This is a genomic window from Cellvibrio japonicus Ueda107, from assembly GCF_000019225.1.
Classification (GTDB): domain Bacteria; phylum Pseudomonadota; class Gammaproteobacteria; order Pseudomonadales; family Cellvibrionaceae; genus Cellvibrio; species Cellvibrio japonicus.
Genome location: NC_010995.1, coordinates 3103204 through 3122414, shown reverse-complemented (window position 1 = coordinate 3122414; position 19211 = coordinate 3103204). Strand labels below are relative to the sequence as shown.

The window sequence follows — 19211 nt, the reverse complement described above, 5'->3', positions numbered from 1 at the left end:
CGCACTGGGAACCAGAGCGGTGACGGGGCTTGTTATCGTTGTTGGAACACCCGACCCGGCTGATGTGGGCGAGTTATGGAAACACAATCCGTAGCAGGGCGTTGAGACACGCTCCATGTTTTGCCATCGCGTTGTCGTGCAGATTCTCTTTTGGGATTGAGTGGCGCAATTGTATGGGCCTGGAGGATAGGCTCAGTCCGGCACAACCCAGGCTGTTGTATCAGCAGCGGTAGCTGCTAAATGTCATGGCTTTGGATACCAGCGTCATTGCGCCGCGTACAGGGGCGGGAAACCGGATGCCGCCTGCAGCCAGGGCCGCATCGGCATGATGGGCTTCGTCGACCAGCATCTGCTCCACCACGGCACGGCTTTTATGGTCGTTTTCCGGTAGTTGTTGCAGGTGATCTTGCAGGTGGCGGCATACCTGTTGCTCGGTGGCTGCCACAAAACCCAGGCTGATTTTGTCGCCGATCAGCCCGGCGGCAGCACCCAGGCTGAACGACAGGCCGTACCACAGGGGATTCAGGTAGCTGGTGTGGCTGCCCAGTTCGTGGATCCGCTCGCGACACCAGACCAGGTGATCGACTTCTTCCGCCGCCGCCTTTTCCATTTCCGCGCGCACGTCGGGCAATCTTGCGGTCAGTGCCTGTCCCTGGTAAAGCGCCTGGGCACAGACTTCGCCGGCGTGATTGACGCGCATCAGTCCAGCGGCGTGACGTCGTTCATCCTGGCTCAGTTCGGTGTTGTCCTGCCCGCGAGCCGGGGAAGGGCGCTCGGCGGTGAGGTCTGTACCGGCTGCCAGGGTGCGCAGGGCGCGGTCGGCATTGACGATAAGTTTATCGATCAGGCTGAGATGGATGTTGGACATAATCGCTTCCTCTTGCAGGCCTGCCATTTAACCAGAATTTGGTCTGATAGACATGCGTTGTGTCAAACAGGCTTGTCTTTTGGCCGATACAAAACAGGTAACCGTCGCTGCTGTCCAGCACCGGGGCCTGTTGCAAGGACGCAGCGGGCATTGCATGCTTGCAACCTATTTTCCCCCATGGGCTAAGGAGACCTGTGTGCAAGACGTCAATGAAATCAAGTTGCTGCTGGATGCGCGTATCCCATTGCTGGTAATTGAAACCTTCGAAGAAAAAAAAGCGCTCGATGTGTTGCTCAAAGTGGCCAACCAACAGGGCCGGGACTTGCATCGCTGGTCAGTGACCGATGGCCTGGCGCGCATGAGCTTCGGCCCGCAATTGGTTCCCAAAGGCAGTGAGCTGACCGGGGCCGAGGACATGTTGCGCCAGATCAAGCAGCAATTCCAACCCGGTATTTACGCGCTCTGCGACCTGCATCCTTTCCTGGTCGATCAGCCCCAGGTCGTGCGTTTGCTCAAGGATATCGCGCTCAACCATTTTGCCGTGCCCCATACCCTGGTGTTGCTCAGCCACCAATTGCGCCTGCCCGCTGAACTCACCCGGTATTCCGCATCCTACCGCCTCACCTTGCCCAGCGACGACAAGATCATGGACATAGTGCGCGAGGAGGCCAAAGACTGGTCAGACCGCCACGCCGGCGCACGGGTGAAAACCGATAACCTGACCCTGCGCAAACTGGTGAATAACCTGCAGGGCTTGAGTATCAGCGATGTTCGTCGCCTGGTGCGCGGCGCTATCTGGAATGATGGTGCACTCACCGAGGAAGACTTGCCGCGTATCAACAAAGCCAAGTTTGCCCTGCTGGATATGGAGGGCGTGATCAGTTTCGAGCAGCAGACCGAAAACTTCGCCAATGTGGGTGGTTTGGCCAACCTCAAGCGCTGGCTGGTTACCCGCCGCGAAGCGTTCAATAGCGAAGATTCCAAACTGGATCGCCCCAAGGGTATTTTGCTATTGGGCGTGCAGGGCGGCGGTAAGAGCCTGGCCGCCAAAGCCGTAGCCGGTTTATGGGGATTGCCGCTGATGCGCATGGATGTCGGCTCGCTCTACAACAAATACCACGGCGAAACCGAGCGCAACCTGCGCGAAGCGCTCAAGCTGGCCGATGCCATGTCGCCCTGTGTGTTGTGGCTGGACGAGATCGAAAAAGGCATGGCGCAGGATGGCAATGATGGCGGTGTCTCCCAGCGCTTGCTCGGCACTCTGTTAACCTGGATGGCAGAGCGCACCACCCGTGTCTTTATTGTCGCTACCAGCAATGACATCAGCCGCCTGCCGCCGGAACTGATCCGCAAGGGCCGGCTGGATGAGATCTTCTTTGTGGATCTGCCGGATGAGTCGGTGAGGCGCGATATTTTCACCATCCATCTCAACAAACGACAGTGCGATCCCCGGGGCTTTGACCTGGCGCAACTGGCGACATCCACCCAGGGTTTTTCCGGCTCGGAAATCGAGCAGGCCATAGTGGCGGCACTCTATTCGGCCGCCTCCGAGGCCAAGCCGCTGGATACCACTATTTTGCTGAGGGAAATAGTATCGACCAGCCCACTGTCCATCGTGATGGCGGAACAGATCAACCAATTGCGCCGCTGGGCGGCCGATCGCACAATTCCGGCCTGATGTCTATGTCGCTACCTATTGCTAATGGCTGGCTCAGCGAGGCGCAGCCGTGTCCATCCCCCAACTTTAATCTGCGTCCGGTCGGTACCGAGATCAGCCTGTTGGTTATTCACAATATCAGCCTGCCGCCAGGCCAGTTTGGCGGGGGCCATGTGCAGGCGTTTTTCCAGAACCGCCTGGAGGCAAGTGCTCACCCCTATTTTGCCACCATTGCGGATTTACAAGTCTCCGCCCATTTATTGATTGAGCGGGATGGCGCCATAACACAGTTTGTCAGCCTGGAGGAACGTGCCTGGCATGCGGGGGTATCCAGTTTTGAAGGCGTTGCCAACTGCAATGATTACTCGATTGGCATAGAGCTGGAAGGTACAGACGATGTGCCCTACAGCGACGCGCAATACCAAAGCCTGGAAAAAGTCACTCGCCAGTTGCTGGCAACTTACCCTAAACTTACGCCTGCGCGTATCACTGGCCATGATCAGATCGCGCCGGGACGCAAGACTGACCCTGGCCCGGCATTTGATTGGCCGCGTTTTTTTGCCTCTATAAAGTGACTGGATTCTTATGATTTTTCTCAGCCTGGTTGTTGTTCTCGCTATTCTTCACTGGTTGGGCCGTGCCGGTTTTATCCAATACGATGGCTGGTTCCGCCTGTTGGTCAACCGCCTCCACAAAATTCCGGGAATTGCCTCTGTTCCTGTGTTGGCGCTGGTGCTGGCACTGTTGATTCCGCTGGTACTGCTGCTGGTCATTTTTGTACTGCTGTACCACAACCTTGGGCGGACTTCGCTGTTCTTCCTCTATGTGCCTGTACTGCTCTACAGCCTGGGCCGTGGCAACCTGGTTGAGGACGTCAAAGCCTATATCGAGTTGGTCAACAAAGGTGACAATGTTGCCGCCAGCTTGTGGGTTGAAAATCTGCGCGGCAACAAAAAACCCGTTGGTAAAGACCTGGATTGCGATATCGAAATTAACGATTGGCGCTCGCTGCACACCCAGGCGTTGAAAACAATTGCGTACCGCGGCTTTGAGCGCACTTTCGCGGTAATTTTCTGGTTTGTGATTGTGGGACCTTTTGGCGCCTTGCTCTATCGGTTGAGTGTGCTCTACCGTGAACTGGCGGAAGAGGGCAGCGCGGATGCCCAGGTTGCGGCCAAATGGTTATGGTTGCTCGAATTGCCTGCGGTGCGCCTGATGGGCGTGACCTGGGCCTTTGTCGGCAACTTTGAAACCAGCCCGCTGCGCCGTAATCTGCTGGATATCGAAAGCGCTTCATCCAGTGTATTGAATGAGTGCTTGCGCGGTGCCCTGGGGGCGCAGACCGAGCATTCCAATGCAGCGATGGCGGCGATGAACCCCGAGCAACAAGCGGAGTACCAGGAAGAGTTGGAAGAGGAAACCCAGGATATTATTGAAGACCTGACTGGCGACCTGGTGACAACCCACAACGAACCCGGCTATTCCTTTGCACTGATTAAATCCAGCTTGCCGCTCTACAATCGCTCGCTGTTGTTTTGGGTATGCGCCATCGCTTTTGCCACTTTATTTGTTTAATGCTGTACCCGTTTATTCCGTGAGAGTCCGAGGTTAGTTATGCCGTCTTTCGACGTGGTTTCCGAAGTTGATAAACACGCCCTGACCAACGCTGTGGATCAGGCCCAGCGGTTAATTACCAATCGCTTTGACTTTAAGGGTGTGGATGCAAAGTTTGAGCGCAAGGAATTTGACATTACCATCACCGCTGACGCAGATATGCAGCTTGACCAGATGCTGGATGTGCTGCGCACGGCGATGGCCAAAAATGGCATAGATGTCAGTTGCCTGGACATTAGCAGCATGAAAACCTCAGGCAAACAAGTGAAGCGCGATATGACGGTGCGCACCGGTATTGATAAGGAGCTGGCTAAAAAAATTGTTGCCCTGGTAAAGGAAAAGAAACTCAAGGTACAGGCCAGTATCCAGGGTGACCAGGTGCGTGTAACCGGCAAAAAACGCGACGACTTACAGGAGTGTATCGCTACCCTGCGCGCTGCCGAGCTGGGTATGCCCATGCAATTTAATAATTTCCGCGATTGATCCTGACAGCGGGGTGGCAATGCCACCCCGTGTTGTTTTTTCCCCACTACATTGCCTGCGTCGCCTATCCATGTTGCATAACCCCGGTTCAGCCTCCCATTCCTGGCGTCACACCTTTATGGCATTTCGCGATAAGCGCCTGCTGTGCATTTTCCTGCTGGGATGCGCTTCGGGATTTCCCTGGGTATTGGTAGGGTCTGCCATGAGCGGGTGGTTGAGTGATGCCGGCCTGTCGCGCGCCGCCATCGGTTACTTTGGCTCTGTGACAGTGGTTTATGCGATCAACTTTTTGTGGGCGCCGTTGCTCGATCGCATCAAATTACCCTGGTTGGGCCAACGCCTGGGCCAGCGTCGCAGTTGGATACTGGTGATGCAGGGGCTGATGTTGTTCGCCACCCTTGGGATTGCCTGCACAGACCCGGCGCAAGCCATTATCTGGACGTCCTTGCTTGCGCTCTGTGTCACCAGTTGCTCGGCAACCCAGGACGTCGCGGTGGATGCCTATCGTATCGATAGTATTGGCAGCGATACCCGGCGATTATCGGCCGCTGCTGCCATGGGGGTGATCGGCTGGTGGACAGGCTATTCGCTGCCGGGCTTCCTGGCGTTCCATTATGCCGATGCCCTGGGCTGGAACCAGGTGTACCTGCTGCTTGCCGGAGTGATGGGACTGATGATGGTATTCACCCTGTTGGTGCCAGAGCCCCTCACTGAGCGCGAGCAATTGCAAGCCCAGGCAGAAGCTATCTATATGCGGCGCCTGGGATTAAGCCAGACCTTGTGGCAGCGTTTTCTGGTGCGCTTCAGTGTGACTGTGATTGAGCCCTTTGCCGAATTTGTGCGTCGCAACGGCTTGCAATTGGCGCTGATGATCCTCGCCTTTGTTTTCTTATTCAAACTGGGGGAGGCCTTCCTCGGCCGCATGTCGATCCAGTTCTACCGCGAAGTGGGATACAGCAATGAGCAGATTGCGGATTACTCGAAGCTGGTTGGCTGGTTGGCTACCTGTGTGTTTACCCTGATTGGCAGCGTTATCAATGTGCGTTTTGGGCTGGTGCGCGGTCTGTTGATCGGCGGCAGTGCCATGGCCGCCAGCAACCTGATGTTTGCCTGGATTGCTGTGGCTGGCCCCAGCGAGCCGCTGTTCCTCGCCGCTATCCTGGTGGACAACTTCACCACGGCATTTTCCTCAGTGGCCTTTGTGGCCTTCCTGAGTTGGCTGACCGGGCGCGCTTTTTCCGCCGCACAATATGCACTCCTGTCCTCGCTTGGCAATCTGGGCCGTACTACCTTGTCATCCTTTAGCGGTGAGCTGGTGGATCTGCTAGGCGGCAATTGGGTGATGTTCTTTGTCATCACCTCCCTGATGGTGATACCCAGCCTGATCCTGCTATTGGTGATTAGCCGGGTGTTCAGGCGTCGTCCTGCGCCAGCCAGCCAAAGCGGCGCAAATTAATTTTTCCCTTCACGAAAACCACACCTTCCGCTTCCAGCAGGGTTTGTTGGCGATGTTGCCCCTCAGAACCTTCCGGCAGGGAAATGCGCCCCTGGGCATTGATGACCCGGTGCCAGGGCAGGCTGGTTCCTGTGGGTAAGTCGCGCAGGGCGCGACCGGCCAGGCGCGCGGCGCGCGGTAAACCCGCCATGGCCGCCAGCTGGCCATAGGTGACCACCTTGCCGGCAGGAACCGAGGCCAGGGCGAGAAAAATGGCTTGCAGATGCTGTTGGTTGGGTTGTTTCATAAGGAAATACTGCTATATCGTCGTAGCCGGGTTTGGGTGGCGTGTAGAATTGCGTAAAGAAAGCTAACCTAAATTAACATTTTTTGGTTTGCTGCTCCCCTGTACAGGTCTGTTTAATGCAGGAATCTCCAGCTGTTATAAGTCAATCTGTGATACGACTCTTTTCCGCTCTCGCCTCTTTCCCCGCAGTCATGTTGATCCTGTGGGGCATTGGCATATCCAGTCCGGCGGCACAGGCCGGCGTGATTGAACTCACCAATGGTGATCGTATCCAGGGTGAGGCCCTGCGTATCGAAGGCGAAAACCTGGTCTGGCAGTCCGACAATTTCGGTGAGCTGCGCATCAACAAAAACCGGATCAAACAACTCAACAGCGATAAACCCCACAAAATTGCCGGCAATAAAATAGCCTGTATTATCGACGGCATCCACGAGGAGCAGTTGGTTTACTACTGTGGTGCCCGCTCCAAAACCCGCAGCGTCCCCGTGCTCAGCCTTAAAACCCTGCTGCCCTATGACGATTATGTGCGCGGGGTGATGCGCAACACCGGCAAACTCAACCTCTGGGGTGCTTATTCCAGTGGTAATGAAGTGCGCAATGAATGGAATCTGCAGGGTGAGACCCGGTTGCGTAAAGACGAATTCCGCCATGTACTGGCCGGTGAATATGCCAAAGCCTCCTGGAACCATGCCGACCCCAGGGTGCGCTGGAGCAGTCTCTACTCCCTCGACTGGTTCTTTCGCGCGCGCTGGTTCTGGTATAACAGCCTGACCCTGGGGGCTGACGAGCAGCGCGGCCTGGCCAGGCAGACGATATTCGGTTCGGGTACGGGGTACCAGTTCTGGGAGACCAGCAAGACCGCCTTATCCCAGCAGCTGGGTTTGGCCTATATCGACCAGCGTTATGAGATCCCTGAGGACCCTGAACAATTAACCGACGAGAGTGCGTCCTATGCTGCCTTGCGTGCTGCGACGGATTTTCGCTATGAATTTCCTGGTGGCATTGCTTTCTTCCACAATAACGAACTGCTTTATTCGCTGGAGGAAAACAGTGATTGGCTGCTTAAAACCAGCTCGGGGTTGAGCACCATGATCCTGAGCAATGTGTATTCGGAGCTGAAGGTTGACTATTGGATCGATAATGAGCCTCAACCGACCAAGGCGCGCTCGGATACCCGTATGTCGGTAGGTGTAAGTTACAAGTGGTAAACTGCCGGGCTCTTGATCCCTGTGAGGCCTCCCATGCGATTGCTCCTGATTCCCCTGTTCCTGATTTTCGAGATAGCGCTCTCGATCAGTGTTGCCAACCTGATTGGCGCCTGGCCAACGGTAATCTGGCTGATTCTGGCGGTTGTACTCGGCATTAACCTGCTGCGTATCCAGGGGTCGGCGAGCATGATGCGGGCCGCCGAAGACATGCGCCATGGCGGGCAGCCGGGACAGGCACTGGTCGATGGCCTGTTTAACAGCTTTGCCGCTATCCTGCTGATAGTACCCGGCTTCCTGTCGGACCTGCTGGCGCTGTTAATCCTGATTGTTCCCCTGCGCCGCCTGCTCTTACAGCGTTTTATGGCGCGCATCGTGACCCAGGCCCAATTCCAGCAGGGATTTGGCCGCAGCAACCCGTTTCGACATGGCAATGTCTATGAGCATCAGGGCGATACCTCACCGGCGGAGAAACCGGCTGATGCCCCTCGTATCGACGACAATCGCGCTAGCCGCACACCTCCCAAGCCTTAGGTTTTCAGCAGGAATCGCAGATTTTTTTACGATGCCTGTTGAAATCCTTAATCCCAGCCCCAGATAGGTGTCACCTGGTTTTTCAGCTGTCGGTTTTCCGGGTTCTCCGGTCAGACAGACAGCCAGGTGATGGCCTTGAAACCTGTCAGGGCGTCCCTATATGGCACTGGCCGGAACCCCATACCGCTACATACCCGGTTTATCCGGTATCGGTGCCTGGTTCCACATCATTACTTTGCTCACTAAACAAACTGAATGTTAGGAGACACACGTTCATGAAAATTCGTCCATTACACGACCGCGTTGTGGTTCGCCGCAAAGAAGAAGAAACCAAAACCGCTGGTGGCATTATTCTTTCCGGTGCTGCGAAAGAAAAACCCAATCAGGGCGAAGTGGTTGCGGTAGGCAATGGCCGCGTTCTGACCAGCGGCGAATTGCGCCCCCTGGATGTCAAAGTGGGTGATACCGTGGTGTTCGGCAAATACGCCGGTAGCGATACCATCACTATCAATGGTGAAGAACTGGTTATCCTCAACGAATCCGACATCAAAGCTGTGCTCGAATAAGTCGACGGCTTTATCCATCATCCACTGATTAGTGTTAACGAATTTCTGAAAGGTAAAACATCATGGCAGCTAAAGAAGTTAAATTTGGTGATAGCGCACGTCAACGTATGTTGGCCGGTGTCAATATTCTGGCCGACGCCGTAAAAGCCACCCTGGGCCCAAAAGGTCGCAACGTTGTACTGGAAAAATCCTTTGGTGCTCCCACCATTACCAAAGACGGTGTTTCCGTTGCCAAAGAAATCTCGCTGAAAGACAAGTTCGAAAACATGGGCGCGCAAATGGTAAAAGAAGTTGCGTCCAAAGCGTCTGACGATGCCGGTGACGGTACCACTACCGCTACTGTGCTGGCACAAGCGATTGTGAACGAAGGCCTCAAGTCTGTTGCCGCTGGCATGAATCCTATGGACCTGAAGCGCGGTATCGATAAGGCGATTGCCGAAGCGGTTAAGCACGTCCAGTCAATTGCAGTTCCCTGTGCTGACAGCAAATCCATTTCCCAGGTAGGTACCATCTCTGCCAATAGTGACAGCTCTATCGGTAACCTGATTGCTGAAGCGATGGAAAAAGTAGGCAAAGAAGGTGTTATCACCGTTGAAGAAGGTACCAGCCTGGATAACGAGCTGGACGTGGTGGAAGGTATGCAATTTGACCGCGGTTACCTGTCTCCCTACTTCATCAACAACCAGGACAACATGAGCGTTGAACACGACAATCCGTTCATCCTGCTGGTTGACAAGAAGATCTCCAACATCCGCGAACTCCTGCCGGTACTGGAAGGCGTGGCCAAGTCAGGCAAGCCGCTGGTGATCGTTGCGGAAGATGTGGAAGGCGAAGCGCTGGCTACCCTGGTTGTTAACAACATCCGCGGTATCGTGAAAGTAGCGGCGGTTAAGGCACCTGGTTTCGGCGATCGTCGCAAGGCGATGCTGCAAGACATCGCTGTGTTGACTGGCGGTACGGTGATTTCTGAAGAAGTGGGCCTGGATCTGGAAAGTGCCACCCTGGAGCACCTGGGCACTGCCAAGCGCGTGACCATGAACAAAGACAACACCACCATCGTTGACGGTGCTGGTAAAGCAGAAGAAATCAAAACCCGCGTACAGCAAATCCGTGTACAAATCGAAGAGACCTCTTCCGATTACGACCGCGAGAAACTGCAAGAGCGCGTGGCCAAACTGGCTGGCGGTGTTGCGGTCATCAAAGTGGGCGCTGCCACCGAAGTTGAGATGAAAGAGAAGAAAGCGCGCGTTGAAGATGCCCTTCACGCTACCCGTGCGGCAGTGGAAGAGGGGGTGGTTCCCGGCGGTGGTACTGCACTGATTCGCGCTGTGGCTGCCATCGCTGACCTCAAAGGTGATAACGAAGACCAGAACGCGGGTATCGGCATTGCGCGTCGCGCCATGGAATCCCCCCTGCGCCAAATCGTTGCTAACGCGGGTGAAGAGCCCTCGGTGGTTGCCGATTCTGTTAAGAAAGGCTCTGGCAACTTCGGTTACAACGCGGCTACCGGTGTTTATGGCGACATGATTGAGATGGGTATCCTCGACCCAGCCAAGGTAACCCGCACTGCACTGCAAGCTGCCGGTTCTATCGCTGGCCTGATGATCACCACCGAAGCCATGGTTGCTGATTTGCCGGAAGATAAACCTGCTGCTGCACCGGATATGGGCGGCATGGGTGGTATGGGCGGCATGATGTAATCATGGCGCAGACCTGATTCATGATCGTTAACAAACAACAGGCAAGAAACCGGATAGACGCAGACTACTTTTGGGCCAGTCTGCGCCTCATCCAGTGATTTTGCGCTATAGTGACGGCCCCTGGTGGGCCGTCACTATTTTCGGCTGATAATTATTTACTGCTTTTTCACAAAACTAACGTGCTGTCAACGAGGATAATACCCTCGGCTTTTTACAACCGTGACCTAGGAGAAACATCATGGCTTTTGAATTACCCGCACTGCCATATGCTAAAGATGCACTGGCTCCCCACATTTCTGTCGAAACCCTGGAATTCCACTACGGTAAACACCACAAAGCCTATGTGGATAAACTGAACACCCTGGTTCCCGGTACCGAGTTTGAAGGCAAGAGCCTGGAGGATGTGATCAAGACTTCTTCTGGCCCGGTATTTAACAATGCGGCGCAAATCTGGAACCACACTTTCTATTGGCACTGCCTGAGCCCCAATGGTGGCGGCGCGCCAACCGGTGCTGTAGCGGATGCCATTACCAGCGCCTTTGGCTCTTTCGAAAAATTCAAAGAAGATTTCACTAATTCTGCTATCAACAACTTTGGTTCCAGCTGGACCTGGCTGGTGAAAAAAGCGGATGGTTCAGTGGCTATTGTTAACACCAGCAATGCAGCTACGCCGCTGACCGATGCCACAGTCACTCCCATCCTGACCATCGACCTGTGGGAACACGCGTATTACATTGATTACCGCAATGCGCGCCCAACCTACATTGGGGCTTTCTGGTCGCTGGTAAACTGGGACTTTGTAAACGCCAATTACGCCAAGTAATTTGTTCGTTAGTGAGCGCCATAAAAAAAACGGGCCGTGCGCCCGTTTTTTTTATGCTTGGGAACCTGCGCCGCTGTAGTGTTGCCTATGTTTAGGTTGGCTGCTGCTATAGAATAGGCGCACCTTTTTAGCCGCCTCCAAGCCTTCTCAAACCAGCAGGTAAACGCCGTTATGGAACGTAGAGAACCTACCTTATCAACCGGTAATCTGAATGAACCGGCAGACACACCCGCTCGCCGTCCCGTGCCCGCGCATGATGACCTGCCTCCGCCGCGCCAGGCTCCTCGTACCAGCACAACATACCATGCTCCCCCGCCGCCCCGGTCGAGTAGTGCCCTGCCGGCTATTGCCTTGATTATTGCCCTGGTGGCCGTTGGTGGAGCTGGATATCTGGCCTGGCAGTTGTTGCAGGCACAGGGTCATCTGCAGCAGGCGGAAGCCCGCATTGCCAACCTGGAGCAGAAACTCAATCTCACCTCTGAAGAGTCCAGCGCATCCGTTGTGACCCTGCAAGCCAATCTGAAAACACTGGACAGTGAATTGCGCAAGCTCTCCGCCAGTACCGAAGACAATCGCAAGGCGCTTGCCGTGGCCAATGAAAAAATCAACGCGGTTGGCCGCGATACCGCAGTAGCGAAAAAAGATGGCGCCGATGCCAAGGCTGGCCTGAATAGCCTTAAACAGGAGGTGACTACCAGTAAAGCCGCGGTGGATGCTGCGATTGCGAAGGTGGATACCATGGCCGGAGGCATTAGCCAACAGGCGCAAAACCTTCAATCCTTGCGCGAGCGCCTGGATCGTATGCAGTTGGAGCTGGCGGCTATTGACAGTATTGCCGCCAAAACCCGCACGAATGAAGAAGCGATTGCGGCGATTGATGAATTCCGCCGCAGCACTAACCGCGAGCTGCTGCAGATCAGGCAGCAAATTGGCCTGGTGCCAAAATAATCTCTGGTTATATTTCCGCCAGTGTTCCAAAAGGCGATTTGCAGAAATCGCCTTTTTTTCGCCTCGCAGTAGCAGGTTTGGAGGTGATTGGATACTTGCCTGGTGTAAAATTGCCGCCGATTTTTTGCTGTTTCAGCCAACTTCACGAGAAGAGAAGTGATTATGCCAACCGTGATTCGCCAACAAGATCTGATCGACAGCGTCGCCGATGCGCTGCAATTTATCTCCTACTACCACCCGGTGGACTTTATCCAGGCCATACATAAAGCCTACGAGCGCGAGCAAAACAAGGCTGCCAAGGATGCCATGGCCCAGATTTTGATCAATTCGCGTATGTGCGCCATAGGTCATCGCCCTATCTGCCAGGACACCGGCATAGTCACGGTTTTCGTTACGGTGGGGATGGATGTGCAATGGGATGCCGACATGAGCCTTACGGACATGATCAACGAAGGTGTGCGTCGCGCTTACAACCACCCGGATAATGTACTGCGCGCCTCGATTCTGGCTGATCCCGACGGCGCCCGCAAAAATACCGGCGACAACACCCCGGCAGTGATCCACTACAACATAGTGCCCGGCAACACCGTCGATGTGCATGTGGCGGCCAAGGGCGGTGGCTCCGAGGCTAAAACCAAGTTCGCCATGTTGAACCCCTCGGATTCGGTGGTGGATTGGGTGCTGAAAGTAGTGCCTGAAATGGGGGCCGGCTGGTGTCCGCCGGGTATGCTCGGCATAGGCATAGGCGGCACTGCCGAAAAAGCCATGCTGCTCGCCAAGGAGGCGCTGCTCGATCCGGTGGATATTCAGGAGCTGCAAGAGCGCGGCGCCAGCAATCGCGCCGAAGCGCTGCGGATTGAACTCTACGATAAGGTAAATCGCCTGGGGATCGGTGCCCAGGGCCTGGGTGGTTTAACCACCGTAGTGGATATCAAGGTTAAAGACTACCCCACCCATGCAGCCAACAAGGCTATTGCTATCATCCCCAACTGTGCCGCTACCCGCCATGCGCATTTTGTGCTGGACGGTTCCGGCCCGGCTTGCCAAACCCCGCCATCCATCGAAGATTATCCGGATATCACCTGGGAGGTAGGCGATAGCGTGCGCCGGGTCAACCTGGACACAGTCACGCCGGAAGAGGTGCAAACCTGGAAAACCGGTGAGACCATCCTGCTGTCGGGCAAGATGTTGACCGGTCGCGATGCCGCCCATAAAAAGATGACCGATTTGCTGGCCAGGGGGGAGTCCCTGCCAGTGGATTTGAAAGGTCGCTTTATTTACTACGTAGGGCCAGTTGATCCTGTTCGCGACGAGGTGGTGGGCCCAGCTGGCCCGACTACGGCTACGCGCATGGATAAGTTCACCCGCACCATGCTGGAAAAGACCGGCCTGTTGGGCATGATTGGTAAATCCGAGCGCGGCCCGGCAGCCATTGATGCTATTCGCGATCACAAATCTGTATACCTGATGGCTGTGGGCGGTGCGGCCTATCTGGTAGCCCAGGCTATCAAATCCTCCAGCGTACTCGGTTTCCCCGAACTGGGTATGGAAGCTATCTACGAGTTTGATGTGAAAGATATGCCGGTTACCGTGGCTGTGGATTCCCGTGGTGAGTCGGTGCATACCACAGGCCCCCAAATATGGAAGGCTAAAATCGAAGAGGGCGTACTGGAAATACAGTAAGGACATTCTGTTGGCCTCTCCCTGGATCGGCAGCTTCGGCTGCCGATCCAGTTTTCAGGATGGCAATATCCAGCAAAGATTTTTGCGCCAATCCTGACAAGTTTTCGGCAGCCACAAACAAAGCTGCTATCTTTAGCAATATCTTTTTCCGCACTGCAATAATCCCTGATAACAAGTGACATTTGTATTGCAGTTCTTTCCGCCCCACATACAGCGATAACAGGAGTCGTTATGGCAGAGGCAAAGGCGATCCGCATGCCCAGGCGTTTTGATTATTCATCCAGTGGTGATTTCAATCTGGCTGTGACAAATGCACTGGGTGAATCCTCTCACATCGTGCTTGATGGTGAGGTGCTGGATTACATCGACAGTGCCGGCATAGGTTTATTGGTCATGGCGCAAAAGCGCGCCCAGTCACAGCAGGCGAAAGTGTCCATGATTAATCTCAAGCCGGCTATCCTGGAAATCCTGCAGTTGGCTAACCTGCAAAAAATTATTGATATTCGTTAAGCGTTTGCATCAACCAACGCGACTTGCCTGGCGCCATGCAAGACATACAACATCCGCAGCGTGTTTTGATCGTCGATGACGATGAAATCCTTAACGGTTTATTTTGCGAATACCTGGGCGCACGAGGGTTGTCCACGCTGTGTGCATTGAGCCTTGCTGAGGCAAAAAACTGTTTGCGCACGGCTGTCGATATAGATTTGATATTGCTGGATTACCAATTGGGGGATGGCTGTGGCCTGGATCTCCTTACCGATCCTGAATATCAACATTTATTTGGCGAATTGCCGGTCATTATGATCAGTGTGCGCGATGACCATGAATTTCTGGAATCCTGTTTTGCATTAGGGGCTGCGGATTACATTATCAAGCCGGTTAATCTGTCATTGCTGGCACTCAAGGTGTCTGCGCTGATCCGCAACCGGGCCCTGCAACGCCTGATTCGCCAGCAAAATACTGAATTGGCCGGCTTCAAGTTGAATGCCGAACGTGAAGAGGCTGTTGCCAAATATACCTACGAACATTTGGTACGCCAGAATAGGGCCTCGATTGACGGCGTTTCCATTCAGATACATCCCTCCACGACCTTTAGTGGCGATATTGCATTGGCTCGCTTTTCGCCGCGTGGCGATTTGTATTTTTTACTGGCGGATGCAACTGGTCACGGCCTTGCGGCAGCTATGACCATCATGCCCGTAGTGGCTATCTTTAACACCATGGTTGCACGAGGGTTTCACCTGGAAACCATCGTGGCTGAAATGAATCGGAAGCTGGTGCGTGATACGCCTGTTGATCGTTTTGTGGCAGCCTTGGTAATCCAGATACATCGTGAGCGCCATGAGGTCTGTGTGTGGAATGGCGGCATCCCTGCCGCCTTGTGGATTGACCAGGGCAGGGTATTACATGAATTTCCCTCGAATCATATGGCCCTGGGAATCCTCGATGAACCTGTGTTTGATGCCGGTGTCAGCCGCTGCCCGACACCGGCGAGTGGGGAGATTCTGGTCTTTACCGATGGTTTGCTCGAAGCCAAGAGTCCGGTGGGAGACGCTTTTTCCCTGGCCAGGGTACACGAAGTGATAGCGCAGCAGCCCGCGAATTTACTCCAACAGCTGATGGCATCACTACAAGCCCATGTGACACACACTCACTATGAAGACGATGTGTCCTTGTGTTTATTATCCCCATCGATCATTGCGCAACATTTTTCCCAACGAATTGGCCTTCGCCCCCTGGATGCGGAATTACAATTACCAACTGCTGCCATTGAGTGGTCATTGCGCCTGGGAGGGCAGGAACTGCAGCAACTGGATTTGCCCCCCTTGTGTATGTCCCTGTTTCAGGGTTTGCGTGTACCCTTTGCTGTCAGGGAATATTTATTTCTGGTGATTAGTGAAGTGGTTGCTTTCGCATTGGATCAGGGGGTGTTGATGTTGGATTCAAACCGCAAAAACACGCCTGCCGGTGTGGTGGATTATTTTACGGATTGGCAGAAACGCCTGGCTTTGTTGGGGCATGAAGATTATTTGCAATTATCCATGGCATGGCAGCCGGGCCATGGCATCCACAAGCCGGTTAACCAGTTTCAGGTAACGGTAAAATGGCAGGTGTCTGCTCCGTCCTTTGCGATATTTAATACCCCGGACAGGCAACAGCTCGGTACTGATCCGGCATTGTTATTGGTTAAACAATTGGTTGATGAGTTGTATCTGGATGAGGCGCAATCCTGTCTTCGCGCAGTGATGTATGTTAACCAATCTATCCCCCTGTAAATCCGATGGCTATGGGGAACTGCCCAATGAAAATGTCGCCAGCGGAAATGTTAATTGTATGGCACATAGGCAACTTTGGTTATTCATAAAGCCAATAGTTTGTCGTTTTTGCAGGGTGCCATGATAGAGTCCTATCAGCGCCAGCAAGTCGCGGCTGTCATTACTTCCACTGGGTGTTCCGGTTGCTTCCTGGTCATTAACCTGTGGTGTTTCTATTGATAATGTGATCTTTGCCTGGTTTTTTTCTTCGTGGATGCTGATATCAATATCGCTGTTCTGCTGTTGTATCAATTGATTACTCAGTAAGAGAATGAGTAGCCCCAGCAGTTTTTCATCGCAGTTGATATATATGTGCTCACGCTTTTCCGTACTGAGTAGGTTGAGTTGTCGTGGTGCAAATAAATTGTTGGTTTGGCGAATTAATTCCCGGATTTTACGGATCAGGTTTACATTGGCCGGCTGGCCATTGCCTTCGTTAATAAAATATTTCGCTAATGCCTTGTGGATTTGATATTCCTGCTGTTGTAACTGATCCTGCAAGGCCTGTGGGAGGGCGATGGTATTCGCCTGGTAGCTGTGATTAATAGCCCGAGTCAGTAACAGCCATTGGTAGACCTGTTGGGTAAGCACTTCCAGTAAACGCATATTTTTGCGGGCGATAAACGTATGGTACTCACTGTTATCGCGCACAATACCAATAAATAAAGGCTCTTCATCGTGTGCCACCATAGAGATCAACAAATCCATAGGAAAGGTAGCGCCATTTTTGCGTAATCCAGTCACTTCCCGACCCTTTCCAATAATGTTGCTTTTGTGGGTTTTTAAATAGGTTTGCAGATAACCGTCATGCCTGGATTTATCCGGCTCGGGCATAAGCATACTGATGTTTTTATGCAGCACCTGTTGTTTCTTGTAACCGAAGATAATTTCAGCGGCGCGATTGAACTCCTGAATGAGTCCGTGTTGATTAATCATGATGATGCCGTCGCCCACATTCTCGACAATAATCCGTGTACTGACGGAGTGCTCTACCAATGCGGCTTTATCTTTAGCGTGGTCTTCTTCATTGGCAGCAGCTTGTACCAGTTGGGCAATAGTATTGAGGAGTGGTGCTAACAAATGAATATCGGCTTCATCATAGCCACCTGGCTTGTTGGCCAAGCCGAGCAAGGCGACCTGTTGTTCTTCAATATAGATAGGTATTGCAAGAAAATTATTAAGCGATGGATGCCCGGTGGGTGCGCCACCCGAGCGTTGGTCTTGTTCAGGGATATTGCTGATCAGTGGTTTGCCTGTGGTAATCGCTGTATTGAATAAATGGTGCAGATCGCGAAATTCTCCTTGCTCTGGCAAGTGGTTTGCCTGAAAACGGGAAGGGGACTGTTCCCGGTGTGGCTCACTCGCGAACAGCAGGGCACGTACCAGCTGTTGTTGTGACGGCTTGTCCCAATCGATACGTCCGATATAGCCCATGGCACTTTGGCTGAGGTCGAGTAGCTGATGCAGGATAAACCGTAAACTGGCAAGGCTGTTGCGTTCGGCGATAAAGATCGATTGTGATGCACGAATGATTTCTTCAATGTGCTGTTTTCGATGTAACTCATTGGCTAGCCGGCCAAGCTCAATATTTTTACGGAGTTGTTCTGCGATATTACGCTGGGCGCGGCTACTGCTTGTTAGCACAAAGGCAATGAACAGCAGTGACATGATAAACAGGTAAATTGCTTCCGTACCTTCTTGTAAGTACAGCCTGATACTGAGTGGAAATACGGTGAGCAAGACAAAGGTGACGGAAGACACGCGATCCAGTGTGAGGGATGTGAGTGAGCCACTGGCAACACCGGCAATCGAAAATGCCAAGAGCGCCTGCAGCATGGCACTGTCCACTGAAAAAAGGAAATAGGCAGACGAACCCCAGGCCAGGGCTGCCAGGCAAGTCCCCAGGCGAAACCACCACAACCAGATTTCATGGCGATAGGCTTTTCCGGTGTAACGCCAGAAATACCAGCAGATCAGACGCAGGAGCAGCGCGCATCCCAGTAACAGATTCCACAGGATAACCCGATCATAGCCAATATGCTGCCAGTGGGAGGCACTGAGGATGCTTGCAATGATGATGGATAACAGCAGGGAGCTGGGCAGGTTGCCGTACAGTGAGTTGCACTGCTCCTGGCGTTGCAGTTGGGCTACCTGAAACTCAATACTCGATACCTGAGATGGTGGAAAGCTGCCGCGCATTCGAGTGCTTTGCTCCCGTTGTCTATCCGTAAATTCCTGTGGTGTATACAACATCGGTTGTGTGGAAATGGACGGGGTACTGTCATACCCGTTTGAGTATAGTTGAGCCTTGTCAGCTTGTGAGGGGAGATTGGTATAGCTTGGCAGAACATAAAAAGGCCAGACTGGGCTGGCCTTATTGGGCAATATCGAAGAGATGGGGTTTTAGTAGAGGCGATATTGCTCGGGAATTTGTTCCAGATGGTCGATGGGCTCCATCAGCCGGTGCAAAATGCCGTCGTTGATGTCATAGATCCAGCCATGGATGGTGAGTTCCTGCCCCCGCCCCCAGGCATTTTGCACGATATTGCAGCGGGCCACGTTGTAAACCTGTTGGATAACATTTAACTCGCACAGGCGATTCAGGCGGTGTTCTTCATCCCGGATTTGTTCCATTTCTGTCTTGTTGTTGTAGTACACGTCGCGGATATTGCGCAGCCAGTAATCAATCAGTCCCAATTTGCGGTTTTCCAGCGCTGCCTTAACACCGCCGCATCCGTAATGGCCGGTGACCATCACATGTTTAACCTTGAGGAACTCTACCGCGTAATTGAGCACGGTCAGGCAATTAAGGTCGGTATGTATGACCACGTTAGCGACATTGCGGTGTACAAATAACTCACCGGGGGCCAGGTCCACGATCTGGTTGGCGGGCACCCGACTGTCGGAACAGCCGATCCACAGGTATTCAGGAGCTTGCTGTTGGGCCAGGTTGGCAAAGAAACTGGGGTCTTTATGCTTGATATCCTCGGCCCAGCGAAGGTTATTGGCAAAGAGACTTTCAAGGTCGCTCATAACAGGCTCCACGGTTGAATTTTTCTGGTCATATAAA

General features: G+C 53.4%; 18 protein-coding genes. 14 read left to right on the top strand and 4 right to left on the bottom strand.

The window, feature by feature from the left end:
• Positions 1-220: 220 nt before the first annotated feature.
• Positions 221-868 (bottom strand): 2-polyprenyl-3-methyl-6-methoxy-1,4-benzoquinone monooxygenase, encoded by a 648-nt coding sequence (gene coq7 / locus CJA_RS12830; RefSeq protein ID WP_012488251.1) that lies wholly within the window; start codon positions 866-868, stop codon positions 221-223.
• Between the two features lie 154 nt (positions 869-1022).
• Here coq7 and CJA_RS12825 point away from each other — a divergent pair, with 154 nt between their 5' ends.
• The 5 genes from CJA_RS12825 to CJA_RS12805 are packed head-to-tail and all read left to right on the top strand — an operon-like array spanning position 1023 to position 6078.
• Positions 1023-2546: an AAA family ATPase gene (locus CJA_RS12825; protein ID WP_012488250.1), complete on the top strand. Its 1524-nt coding sequence runs from the start codon at positions 1023-1025 to the stop codon at positions 2544-2546.
• A gap of 5 nt (positions 2547-2551) precedes the next feature.
• Positions 2552-3100, top strand: coding sequence for a 1,6-anhydro-N-acetylmuramyl-L-alanine amidase AmpD (ampD, locus tag CJA_RS12820; protein WP_012488249.1), 549 nt, complete (start codon positions 2552-2554; stop codon positions 3098-3100).
• A gap of 10 nt (positions 3101-3110) precedes the next feature.
• Positions 3111-4100, top strand: coding sequence for a regulatory signaling modulator protein AmpE (ampE, locus tag CJA_RS12815; RefSeq protein WP_012488248.1), 990 nt, complete (start codon positions 3111-3113; stop codon positions 4098-4100).
• Positions 4101-4139: 39 nt separating this feature from the next.
• Positions 4140-4622, top strand: a complete 483-nt coding sequence (locus CJA_RS12810) for a YajQ family cyclic di-GMP-binding protein (RefSeq protein ID WP_012488247.1) — start codon at positions 4140-4142, stop codon at positions 4620-4622.
• A 19-nt stretch (positions 4623-4641) separates the two neighbouring features.
• A complete protein-coding gene (locus CJA_RS12805) occupies positions 4642-6078 on the top strand; it encodes an AmpG family muropeptide MFS transporter (RefSeq protein WP_012488246.1) in 1437 nt (478 codons plus the stop codon).
• Here CJA_RS12805 and CJA_RS12800 read toward each other — a convergent pair.
• On the bottom strand, positions 6035-6364 hold the full coding sequence (locus CJA_RS12800; RefSeq protein ID WP_012488245.1) for an MGMT family protein: 330 nt from the start codon (positions 6362-6364) through the stop codon (positions 6035-6037). The genes CJA_RS12805 and CJA_RS12800 overlap by 44 nt on opposite strands.
• 116 nt (positions 6365-6480) lie before the next feature.
• On the opposite strand from CJA_RS12800, the gene CJA_RS12795 reads away from it, so the two are divergent.
• The 9 genes from CJA_RS12795 (at position 6481) to CJA_RS12755 (ending at position 16102) form a co-directional block, all read left to right on the top strand.
• A complete protein-coding gene (locus CJA_RS12795; protein WP_238526768.1) occupies positions 6481-7572 on the top strand; it encodes a DUF481 domain-containing protein in 1092 nt (363 codons plus the stop codon).
• A 33-nt stretch (positions 7573-7605) separates the two neighbouring features.
• Complete coding sequence (locus CJA_RS12790) at positions 7606-8103, top strand: FxsA family protein (RefSeq protein WP_012488243.1); 498 nt, start codon at positions 7606-7608, stop codon at positions 8101-8103.
• Positions 8104-8378: 275 nt separating this feature from the next.
• Positions 8379-8669, top strand: a complete 291-nt coding sequence (locus CJA_RS12785) for a co-chaperone GroES (RefSeq protein ID WP_041551517.1) — start codon at positions 8379-8381, stop codon at positions 8667-8669.
• 62 nt (positions 8670-8731) lie between these two features.
• Positions 8732-10369, top strand: coding sequence for a chaperonin GroEL (gene groL, locus CJA_RS12780; protein WP_012488241.1), 1638 nt, complete (start codon positions 8732-8734; stop codon positions 10367-10369).
• Positions 10370-10607: 238 nt separating this feature from the next.
• Positions 10608-11192, top strand: a complete 585-nt coding sequence (locus CJA_RS12775; protein WP_012488240.1) for a superoxide dismutase — start codon at positions 10608-10610, stop codon at positions 11190-11192.
• Positions 11193-11363: 171 nt separating this feature from the next.
• Positions 11364-12140, top strand: a complete 777-nt coding sequence (locus CJA_RS12770; protein WP_012488239.1) for a hypothetical protein — start codon at positions 11364-11366, stop codon at positions 12138-12140.
• Between the two features lie 162 nt (positions 12141-12302).
• Positions 12303-13823 carry a fumarate hydratase gene (locus tag CJA_RS12765; RefSeq protein ID WP_012488237.1) on the top strand — a complete coding sequence of 507 codons (1521 nt, stop codon included), beginning with the start codon at positions 12303-12305 and terminating at the stop codon, positions 13821-13823.
• Positions 13824-14054: 231 nt separating this feature from the next.
• Positions 14055-14333 (top strand): STAS domain-containing protein, encoded by a 279-nt coding sequence (locus tag CJA_RS12760; RefSeq protein ID WP_012488236.1) that lies wholly within the window; start codon positions 14055-14057, stop codon positions 14331-14333.
• A gap of 35 nt (positions 14334-14368) precedes the next feature.
• Positions 14369-16102: a PP2C family protein-serine/threonine phosphatase gene (locus tag CJA_RS12755; protein ID WP_041551516.1), complete on the top strand. Its 1734-nt coding sequence runs from the start codon at positions 14369-14371 to the stop codon at positions 16100-16102.
• 9 nt (positions 16103-16111) lie between these two features.
• Here the strand turns inward: CJA_RS12755 and CJA_RS12750 are convergent, their stop codons facing one another.
• Together CJA_RS12750 and can are read right to left on the bottom strand one after the other, a co-directional pair.
• Positions 16112-18340, bottom strand: coding sequence for a PAS domain S-box protein (locus CJA_RS12750; protein ID WP_041551515.1), 2229 nt, complete (start codon positions 18338-18340; stop codon positions 16112-16114).
• A 204-nt stretch (positions 18341-18544) separates the two neighbouring features.
• Positions 18545-19174, bottom strand: coding sequence for a carbonate dehydratase (gene can / locus CJA_RS12745; protein ID WP_012488233.1), 630 nt, complete (start codon positions 19172-19174; stop codon positions 18545-18547).
• Positions 19175-19211: the final 37 nt, after the last annotated feature.

What these genes read in the sequence shown, in the direction of transcription:
- coq7 (WP_012488251.1), bottom strand. Translation starts at nt 868, where the DNA reads ATGTCCAACATCCATCTCAGCCTGATCGATAAACTTATCGTCAATGCC.
- CJA_RS12825 (WP_012488250.1), top strand. Translation starts at nt 1,023, where the DNA reads ATGCTTGCAACCTATTTTCCCCCATGGGCTAAGGAGACCTGTGTGCAA.
- ampD (WP_012488249.1), top strand. Translation starts at nt 2,552, where the DNA reads ATGTCGCTACCTATTGCTAATGGCTGGCTCAGCGAGGCGCAGCCGTGT.
- ampE (WP_012488248.1), top strand. Translation starts at nt 3,111, where the DNA reads ATGATTTTTCTCAGCCTGGTTGTTGTTCTCGCTATTCTTCACTGGTTG.
- CJA_RS12810 (WP_012488247.1), top strand. Translation starts at nt 4,140, where the DNA reads ATGCCGTCTTTCGACGTGGTTTCCGAAGTTGATAAACACGCCCTGACC.
- CJA_RS12805 (WP_012488246.1), top strand. Translation starts at nt 4,642, where the DNA reads ATGCCACCCCGTGTTGTTTTTTCCCCACTACATTGCCTGCGTCGCCTA.
- CJA_RS12800 (WP_012488245.1), bottom strand. Translation starts at nt 6,364, where the DNA reads ATGAAACAACCCAACCAACAGCATCTGCAAGCCATTTTTCTCGCCCTG.
- CJA_RS12795 (WP_238526768.1), top strand. Translation starts at nt 6,481, where the DNA reads ATGCAGGAATCTCCAGCTGTTATAAGTCAATCTGTGATACGACTCTTT.
- CJA_RS12790 (WP_012488243.1), top strand. Translation starts at nt 7,606, where the DNA reads ATGCGATTGCTCCTGATTCCCCTGTTCCTGATTTTCGAGATAGCGCTC.
- CJA_RS12785 (WP_041551517.1), top strand. Translation starts at nt 8,379, where the DNA reads ATGAAAATTCGTCCATTACACGACCGCGTTGTGGTTCGCCGCAAAGAA.
- groL (WP_012488241.1), top strand. Translation starts at nt 8,732, where the DNA reads ATGGCAGCTAAAGAAGTTAAATTTGGTGATAGCGCACGTCAACGTATG.
- CJA_RS12775 (WP_012488240.1), top strand. Translation starts at nt 10,608, where the DNA reads ATGGCTTTTGAATTACCCGCACTGCCATATGCTAAAGATGCACTGGCT.
- CJA_RS12770 (WP_012488239.1), top strand. Translation starts at nt 11,364, where the DNA reads ATGGAACGTAGAGAACCTACCTTATCAACCGGTAATCTGAATGAACCG.
- CJA_RS12765 (WP_012488237.1), top strand. Translation starts at nt 12,303, where the DNA reads ATGCCAACCGTGATTCGCCAACAAGATCTGATCGACAGCGTCGCCGAT.
- CJA_RS12760 (WP_012488236.1), top strand. Translation starts at nt 14,055, where the DNA reads ATGGCAGAGGCAAAGGCGATCCGCATGCCCAGGCGTTTTGATTATTCA.
- CJA_RS12755 (WP_041551516.1), top strand. Translation starts at nt 14,369, where the DNA reads ATGCAAGACATACAACATCCGCAGCGTGTTTTGATCGTCGATGACGAT.
- CJA_RS12750 (WP_041551515.1), bottom strand. Translation starts at nt 18,340, where the DNA reads ATGCGCGGCAGCTTTCCACCATCTCAGGTATCGAGTATTGAGTTTCAG.
- can (WP_012488233.1), bottom strand. Translation starts at nt 19,174, where the DNA reads ATGAGCGACCTTGAAAGTCTCTTTGCCAATAACCTTCGCTGGGCCGAG.